Genomic DNA, 1,087 nt, shown 5'->3' with positions numbered 1-1,087 from the left:
CGCTGCGGCAGTGAATCACCGCATCATCGCAGTACCGCTCGAACGTGACCTGCGGGAATTCCCGCGCCAGCCACATGTTTCGCCTGTGCTGGCGAATCTGTATCTCCACTACGCGTTCGACATGTGGCTGGCGCGGGAATTCCCGCAGGTCACGTTCGAGCGGTACTGCGATGATGCGGTGATTCACTGCCGCAGCGAGCACCAGGCCCGCAGGGTGCGGGACGCGCTCGCTGCGAGATTGGCGCAGGTCGGTCTGGAATTGCATCCGGACAAGACGCGCGTGGTGTATTGCAAGGACGCCGACCGGCGCGGCTCTTATGAGCACACGTCGTTCACGTTCCTCGGGTACACGTTCCGTCCGAGGCTGGCCAAGAACCGGTACGAGAAGCACTTTGTGAGCTTTCTGCCCGCGGTCAGCAAGGAGGCGATCAAGGCGATGGGCAAGGAGATCCGCTCCTGGCACATCGCTAGACGCAGTGACAAGTCCCTCAACGACCTTGCACGGATGTTCAACAGCGTCGTGCAAGGCTGGGTCAACTATTACGGGCGCTTCTACAAGTCCATGTTGTATCCCCTTCTCCGGCGCCTCAACGAGTATCTGGTGCGCTGGGCTTGCCGGAAGTACAAACGGCTTCACCGCCGGGAGAAGAAGGCACGGGAACTGCTGGCGGGCACCGCCCGCCGGTACCCGAACCTTTTTGCCCACTGGCGGTTCGGTCTCAAGCCTGATGGCTGGGCGATGGGAGCCGTGTGAGCCGAGAGGTTCCCGCACGGTTCTGCGAGCGGCGGCGGGTGAGATTCCCGCCGCCGACTCACCTCCGGGTCTTCGTGCGGAGCAAGCGGGCCGCTCAGAGGGTGCTCGGTTCCGTCACGGCGGTGGTCGAGCAGCGGCTGAAACTGAAGGCCAACCGGGACAAGTCGAAGGTGGTCCCAGCTTCCGTCATGACGATGCTGGGGTTCGGCTTCTACTTCACCCGGTCCGGGGTCGGGATCCGGGTCGATCCCAAGGCGCTCGCGCGTTGGAAGGCCCGGGTCAAGGAGCTGACCTCGCGCCGGTGGAGCATCGCGATGGACGAACGTATTGCGA

At 63.5% G+C, this 1,087-nt stretch carries 2 protein-coding genes; both read left to right on the top strand.

Annotation, left to right across the window (positions count from 1 at the left end):
• The coding region (locus tag AB4043_RS26415) for a group II intron maturase-specific domain-containing protein (protein WP_442308643.1) at positions 1–754 on the top strand (754 nt) is incomplete at its 5' end.
• A gap of 101 nt (positions 755–855) precedes the next feature.
• On the top strand, positions 856–1,087 hold a 232-nt coding region (locus AB4043_RS26410), incomplete at its 3' end, for a hypothetical protein (protein WP_442308641.1).

Source organism: Terriglobus sp. YAF25 (assembly GCF_052113305.1).
In the GTDB taxonomy this organism is placed as follows: domain Bacteria; phylum Acidobacteriota; class Terriglobia; order Terriglobales; family Acidobacteriaceae; genus Terriglobus.
Note: the sequence above shows the minus strand (reverse complement) of the source record. Positions and strands in the feature narration are given on the sequence as shown.